Source organism: Neisseria sp. HMSC069H12, assembly GCF_001812735.1.
Classification (GTDB): domain Bacteria; phylum Pseudomonadota; class Gammaproteobacteria; order Burkholderiales; family Neisseriaceae; genus Neisseria; species Neisseria subflava.
This window is the reverse complement of the sequence record NZ_KV810295.1, coordinates 21,984-29,284: the sequence shown is the minus strand read 5'-3', so window position 1 is coordinate 29,284 and position 7,301 is coordinate 21,984. Positions and strand designations below refer to the sequence as shown.

General features: G+C 47.0%; 6 protein-coding genes. All 6 read right to left on the bottom strand.

Features of this window, described 5'->3' with window-relative positions:
* Nucleotides 1-101 precede the first annotated feature (101 nt).
* Entirely contained in the window at nucleotides 102-2,084 is a 1,983-nt protein-coding gene (locus HMPREF2872_RS09010; RefSeq protein WP_070633053.1) for a monovalent cation:proton antiporter family protein, read from the bottom strand.
* A gap of 268 nt (nucleotides 2,085-2,352) precedes the next feature.
* Nucleotides 2,353-3,099, bottom strand: a complete 747-nt coding sequence (fabG, locus tag HMPREF2872_RS09005) for a 3-oxoacyl-ACP reductase FabG (RefSeq protein WP_070633051.1) — start codon at nucleotides 3,097-3,099, stop codon at nucleotides 2,353-2,355.
* A gap of 44 nt (nucleotides 3,100-3,143) precedes the next feature.
* Nucleotides 3,144-4,181 carry a glycosyltransferase family 8 protein gene (locus HMPREF2872_RS09000; protein ID WP_070633049.1) on the bottom strand — a complete coding sequence of 346 codons (1,038 nt, stop codon included), beginning with the start codon at nucleotides 4,179-4,181 and terminating at the stop codon, nucleotides 3,144-3,146.
* Complete coding sequence (locus tag HMPREF2872_RS08995; RefSeq protein WP_070633046.1) at nucleotides 4,174-5,244, bottom strand: WaaS/CpsH family glycosyltransferase; 1,071 nt, start codon at nucleotides 5,242-5,244, stop codon at nucleotides 4,174-4,176. Before HMPREF2872_RS08995 ends, HMPREF2872_RS09000 begins: the two co-directional genes overlap by 8 nt.
* A gap of 54 nt (nucleotides 5,245-5,298) precedes the next feature.
* On the bottom strand, nucleotides 5,299-6,300 hold the full coding sequence (locus tag HMPREF2872_RS08990) for a WaaS/CpsH family glycosyltransferase (protein ID WP_070633045.1): 1,002 nt from the start codon (nucleotides 6,298-6,300) through the stop codon (nucleotides 5,299-5,301).
* Nucleotides 6,301-6,373: 73 nt separating this feature from the next.
* Complete coding sequence (gene fabD / locus HMPREF2872_RS08985; RefSeq protein ID WP_070633043.1) at nucleotides 6,374-7,300, bottom strand: ACP S-malonyltransferase; 927 nt, start codon at nucleotides 7,298-7,300, stop codon at nucleotides 6,374-6,376.
* Nucleotide 7,301: the final 1 nt, after the last annotated feature.

Here is a 7,301-nt window from a genome sequence, read left to right as displayed (position 1 = left end):
GGCAGACGCTCTACCAACTGAGCTAATCACCCATGCGCAAAATTGCGAAGACGCTATTAAACCAAAAAATCCTGATACGCGCAAGATTTATTTGCCGATAATTAGATATCTCCCTGCAAGCACCAGTTTTCAAAGGAAATAATTTCTTCCTGTTTGCCTGCGACAACCAAAATGTCGCCGGTTTCTAGAACGAAATCAGGGTCAAGGTCCTGGATTTTTCCGGTATTGCGGCGGATAAACAATAGTTTCAGATAATGCGCTGCCAATGGCAATTCACGGATGGTTTTGCCGATGGCGTGTGCTTCGCCTTGCAATGGGAAGGCATGGCGGCAGACGGCCTTGCTGTCTTCGTCGGAGAAGCTGTCATCATCACTGCCGACAAACAAGTCCTGCAAAGATGCATAGCGGCTGTGACGGATATGGGTTATGGTTTGATAAACATGGTTGTAGGAGAGGCCGTGGCCCAACATGGCATAGCTTGCCAGCACCAGGCTGGTTTCTTTGGTATCGGAGACGGTTTCTTCCGCACCCATTTCGGTAAAGGTTTTGACGTAATCATCATTGGTGGCGCGAACATAAACCGGCATACTCGGATGCATGGACATGATGTTGCCGAGAACATGTTGGGTCTCGTGCATATTGTTCAGCGTGATGACCACCATTTTGGCGCGTCCCAAGCCGGCGGCTTCCAAGACTTCGCGGCGTTTGGCATCGCCAAAGGAAACCGGTTCGCCTGCGTTGCGTGCCACTTGTACGCGGGCAATGTCCAAGTCAAGGGCAAAGTAGGGGATGCCTTCTTGCGCCAATACACGGGCAACCGATTGACCGCCGCGTCCGAAACCGATAATCAGGACGTGTTCGGATTTGCTCATGGTTTCCACCAACATAGAGTGTAAGTCCAAGGCTTTCATGTCCCAGTCGGATTTAACGAAGCGACTGACGATGGCATCGCTGCTGCCTAAAATGAATGGTGCGGCAATCATGGAGAGCAAGACGGCTGCAGTGGCCGCTTGTTCCAATTCAGGTGAAACCATATTGATTTTGCTGGAAATGGCCAGCATCACGAAGCCGAACTCGCCGCCTTGCGCCAAATAAAGCGCACTCTTGAGGCTGTCGCCCACAGGGTTTTTCATGCGCAAAGCGATGATGAAGACGACCAGTGCTTTCAAGACCAACAGGATTGCCAACAAAATCAGGATTTGCTGCCAGTTGCCGATCAGCGCCTGAATATCGAGCTTCATACCGACGGTAATGAAGAAGAAGCCCAGCAGGATGTCGCGGAATGGACGGATGTCGTCTTCCACCTGAATACGGTATTCGGTTTCGGAAAGCAGCATACCGGCGACGAATGCGCCCAATGCCATAGACAGGCCTTCAAGCTCTGTCAGATAGGCCACGCCCAAAGTAACCAGCAAAACGTTGATCATGAAGAGTTCGGACGATTTGCGTTTGGCAACCAGTCTGAACCAGCGCGACATCACACGGCTGCCGATAACGAACAAAATGCCCAAAGTCAGCAACATTTTCAAACCGGCCAAGCCCAGCTCTACCCACAAGTTGCCTTCGCTACCGCCAGCAAGTGCCGGAATCAGAATCATCAGCGGTACAACGGCAATATCTTGCATCAGCAAAACACCCATGGCCATTTGACCATGCGGCTGACCCAGCTCGGTTTTCTCCGACAGAATGCGGCTGACGATGGCGGTGGACGACATAGTCAGTGCGCCCGCAGTGGCAAACGCCCAGTTAAACGGCGTGCCCATTGCCATCAAAATGCCCATAATCGAGAGCATGGTAATGATGACTTGCAAACCGCCCAAGCCGAATACGAGGCGGCGCATGGCTTTGAGTTTGGGCAGGGAGAATTCGAGACCGATGCTGAACATCAAGAACACAATGCCGATTTCGCCCAAATAGTCGGTAGCGTGGCTTTGCGGAATCAGTTTGAACATACCCGGACCGGCAATAAAACCGACCAAAAGATAACCGAGCATGGAAGGAATGTTGAATTTGCGACAGCAGATAACCGTAATGACGGAAACCAACAGGACAATGACAATGGGACCGAGGGAGAATTCGTGCATAGAGTGGGCGGCCTTTCGTTAAAAGTAGCTATTGTTATATAGGCCGTCTGAAACACGTCGAAAACCGACAGCAAACCCAAATAAAAACGCACAGAATGAACTTCATTTCTGCAATTTGATTTCCCGTATTATGCTTATTTGGACTTACTGTTTCGAACGTTATCTAACGGATTATTAAGATTATATCAAGATAGAATGTAAAGTAGTGTTTTGATTGACAAAAAGGGCCGTCTGAAATATTCAGACGGCCTTTAAATAAACAAACGGGTTAAGGCATCAACATGCCGCCGTTGACATGAAGTGTCTGACCGGTAATGTATTTTGCCTGATCAGAAGCCAAGAACAAGACTGCATCGGCAATATCTTGCGCTTCACCGAATTTGCCCAAAGAAGTTTGCGCTTCAAAGGTTTTGCGGGTTTCTTCCGGCAGGGCGCGGGTCATATCGGTGTCGATAAAGCCGGGGGCAACGCAGTTGACGGTAATGCCGCGGCTGCCGACTTCACGCGCCATAGATTTGGAGAAGCCGATTAAGCCTGCTTTTGCGGCCGCATAGTTGGTTTGACCGGCATTGCCCATCACGCCGACAACGGATGTGATGTTAATGATGCGGCCGGCACGCTGTTTCATCATGCCGCGCAATACCGCTTTGGAGGCGCGGAACACAGATTTGAGGTTAACCTGCATGATGTCGTCCCACTCTTCCTCTTTCATGCGCATCAGGAGGTTGTCGCGGGTAATGCCGGCGTTGTTGACCAAAATATCCAGTTTGCCGAATTCTTTCTCTATGTCGACAATCAGGTTTTCGATGGTTTCAGGTTCGGCAGAATTCAATGTACGGCCTTCGCCGCCCCATTGTGCCAAGCGCTCGCTAATTGCAGCCGCACCGCTCTCACTGGTAGCCGTGCCGATAACTTTTGCACCGGCCGCCGCCAAAGTATCGGCAATCGCCGCACCAATACCGCGCGATGCGCCGGTCACCAAAGCGATTTTACCGCTCAAATCTTGTGTACTCATGTTTTATTCCTTAATTGCGATTGGAAAAATGGTTTCAGACGGCCTTATTTACCTAGGGAGGGTGCTTGATACCGTCGTTTGTTGATTCTTCGTAATAAATATTCTTTGTAGTATGCCCATGCTTGCTTTTTTTGTCCTTGTTTCCAAAGTCGTTTGGCTGCTTGTCTAAATTTCCTTTTAGGATTTGGAAAGGGCAACCAAGTTGATAGAGGTTGTTCTAGATATCCGTTATTCCATGGGGAATTCTTAAAATATTGATCATATGCGGGGTGGAAGCCTAATTGATGCCACGGTTTGATATGACCAACAAAATGGACTAAGCGGATATTGTTGGGATTATCGATCAATTCACTGTATTTTTGATGCCAATGTATCCAGTTAAAGTTTTCTGAAAGCCAGTGCACATGACCTATACAGGCTAAATTCAAAATATCTTGATCTGGGCAGGAGAGTTTAAAATTTTGTTTTTCTACGGCTTGCATTTTTTCAGACAAAATTTTATCTATTGCCATATCATTCCATTTGTCAATATTGAATAGAATAACCCCGGAGTTGAAATAAGGCTCGGTATCTGTAAAACCAAATTGATTGAGTTGTTTTATATATGCTCTGTATAAGATTGCATCAGGTACGGCAGCAATCAAAGAATTTGAAATGTCGATTTCAAATAAATCATCAATGTTACCCAAGCACAGTACATCAGTATCTAAATAAAGTGCAGTATGAGCAATACCTTTTAATAAGCAAGGGATACTCATACGGTAATACATAGCGATAGTAAAATAATGGGTAGTTTGCAGGGTAGAAAAGTATTCTGTATTTAAATGGTAAACGCTTATTGCGTAGTTTTGATTTGATGTTTCAATTTGATTGAAAATATTAAAATCATAACCTTCTGAACCACTAACTAACAAATGAAAATGTATTGGGCTGGTATTGTTTTGCAATACAGAAAGTAACGCAGTGCCGATGTGTTTGATATAGTTTTGATCGGCTGCATAAACAATATGTTTCGGCTGTTCAATGAATTCTCGTTTGCGGATATGAACAGTTTCTAATACTAATTTTTCTCGATTAAACATTTAAATTCTCCACAACTTCTCTATCGATTTCAGGTAATCCGATAGGGATATTCGGTTCAATATCAAATGCGCAGCTGATCCAGTTGCTGAAGCTGTATTTGTGTTTCAGGCAGGGGGTAAGCGGTACGTACGGCAAGGTCAGGAAAGCTTTGAGTTCGTCAAGGTTGCTTCCATTCCAGTAGAACATATTGTTCGGGTGATAAAAATCGTAATGTACGATGGTCGGATTGGTCGTAATCAGTTTTTTGTCCAAACCAATCGCTTCGAAAATCCGCAAAGAGAGGCCGTAGTGCTTTCGGTTGAGGAAATCCACCAATACGGAGGATTTGGCCGCTTCTTCTAAGTTTTGACGATAGGAGAGGGCGTTTTCAAATGAGAAGAATTCGACTTCGGGAATGCCTAAAGCCGCTTTTTCTTCTTCTATTTTCTTACTGGCCAAGCGGAAATCTATTTCTAAACCGATTGAACGCGCAGCTTCGCAAAATGCACGGATGTCATTGTTGCGGTCGGCAGCGTACGAGCCGATAAACAAGATTTTGTTTTGCGGGTTTTCAGACGGCCTGAAGCTGTCAAAGTAGAAACTGGTGGTTGGAAAGAGTTTTTCGGCGTATTCGGGGTGTTTGCCTTGGTCAAACGGATCGAAAAAGTAAAATTTGTCGAAAAATTCGATGTTGTCGAAGTCTTCTTTTAAGAAGGTCAGGGCTTCCCAGTTGTAATACACCATTAATTTTGAATGCGCTCTGAGCTTGGCGATGAAGTCTTTCGGGTAGGCGCCCAGCCAAATCATGAAGCAATAATCCGCTTGTTCGGGATGTTCGCTTAACAGGGTATTGAGGCGTTCTTCTACGGCGCGGAACATGGTCCGTTTTTTGAAGTCTTTTTGTCCAAGAATATTTCGATACCAAATTTTTTTCAGCCGTTGAAATACATTTTTGTATTTGAACTCTTTTTCTTCATAGGTCAGGGACAGCACTTCAAATCCGCATTTCTCCAAGTTCTCAATAATGAGTTCGTGGATTTTGAAGAGTTCCGGCATGGCGAGAATGACTTTTTTCTTACTCATAATGTATTCGATGTAATATTTTGTCTGCAGATATATTTACCATAGGCAATAGGGTTAATCAATGCCGAGCAGGCGGTTTAGCCATTGTGTAAACGAATAATAGGCTTTGATTTCAGGGGCAGGTTGTTGATATGGACGTGCCAAAAATTCAGGCAATGCGTCTAAATTACCTCCGTCCCATACGAACACGCGGTCCGGGTGGTATAGGTCGGTTTCCAAGATATGTTTGTTGGTGGTAATCAGTTTTTTATCGAAACGCAACGCATCGAAGATACGGAATGATAAGCCGTAATGTTCGAATTGTGCAAAATCGACGACCGCACCGCAACTTTGCACTTGGCTGAGGTTTTCTTCAAAGCTGAGGATGCTGCTGCGGTCGAGATAGCGGATGCCGTTGTGTCCGAAGGCTTTTTCAGCCCTGTCATCTTTGCAGTAGATATGAAAATCCAAGGGTAGGCTGAGGCGTTCGGTTTCTTGGATAAAGCGTTTGGTTTGCTCTTCGCGTCGGAGTTCGTAGCCGCCCAAGAAGTAGAGTTTGTTGGTGGGTGCATATTCAGCCACGGGAAAGTCAAAGTAAAAATTGGTGGTGGCTTTGAAATGGCATTGCGGATATTTTTGAATATCGTCGGGGTCGAAAACCCAGCATTGGTCAAAATAATCCAAATATTCAATGATGTCTGGGAAGCGGCCTACGCCATCCCATTGATAATTCACGCAAACATTGCTGTGTTTGCGGATGGTGGAGATGATTTCTTTGGGGTAAATATTGGCGCGGATGCAGAGCGCATAATCGGCTTTTTTGCCGTTTAGCAAGGCCAATTTTTGCTGAATGTCGTCGAGGTGGCGGCTGTATTTGAGGTATTTTTTATAGTTGCCGTCTTTGGTGATGTGTTTGTGGTAGAGGTTTTTGAGTCTGCTGCCCAAGTTCGGATAATAGGAATCTCGGTCGTCATAGCACAGATTGATGACATCAAAACCAAGAAAACGTAGATTTTTTTCGATACATTGATCCAGTCCGTACATGTAGGGAACGGCAAGAATAATGGTTTTTTTCATAATGTATTCGGATTGGAGTGGGCTGATTTTTCAGACGGCCTTGCCTGACAGGATAAGGCCGTCTGAAAACGTTTTAGTGGGCTTCGATAAATGCAGCCACTTGGTCGGCATTGGTCAATGCGCTGCATGCGGCTTCTTTGTTGATGCGTTTGGCGAGGCCTGCAAGGACTTTGCCGGGGCCGCATTCGGCGGATTCGGTGATGCCTTCGGAAATAAGCGCGTTGACGGTTTCTGTCCAGTGCACCGGGCTGTACAGTTGGCGTACTAAGGCATCTTTGATTTTGTCGGCATCATCGTAAGAAGCGACATCGGCGTTATGGATGACGCGGATTTGCGGTTGTTTGATGGTGATGTCTTTCAATGCTTCGGCAAGCTTTTCCGCTGCAGGCTTCATGAGACTGCAATGTGAAGGAACGGAAACAGGCAGCGGCAGGGCGCGTTTGGCTCCGGCTTCTTTGGCGGCGGCCATGGCGCGTTCGACTGCGGCGGTATTGCCGGCAATCACAACTTGGCCTGGGGAGTTGAAGTTGACGGCTTCAACGACTTCGCCTTGTGCAGCTTCGGCACAAATGGCTTTGACTTGCTCATCTTCCAAACCCAAGATAGCGGCCATTGCGCCTACGCCTTGCGGTACGGCAGATTGCATGAGTTCGGCGCGCAGGCGGACCAGTTTGACCGCGTCTGCGAAATCCAATGCGCCGGCAGCAACGAGGGCGGTGTATTCGCCGAGGCTGTGGCCTGCAACGACGGAAGGGATTTTACCGCCGGCTTCCAAGTAGGCGCGGTAGGTGGCAATGCCGGCAGCCAGCATGATGGGTTGGGTGTTGACGGTTTGTCCGATTAATTCGGCATCTTCGCCGTTAATCATTGCCCACAGGTCTTGACCCAATACGGCGGAAGCTTCGTCAAATGTGGCTTTAACGATGGCTTGCTCGGCAAAGCCGTTCATCATGCCTAGGCTTTGTGAGCCTTGTCCGGGGAAGAAGAATGCGAAAGACATG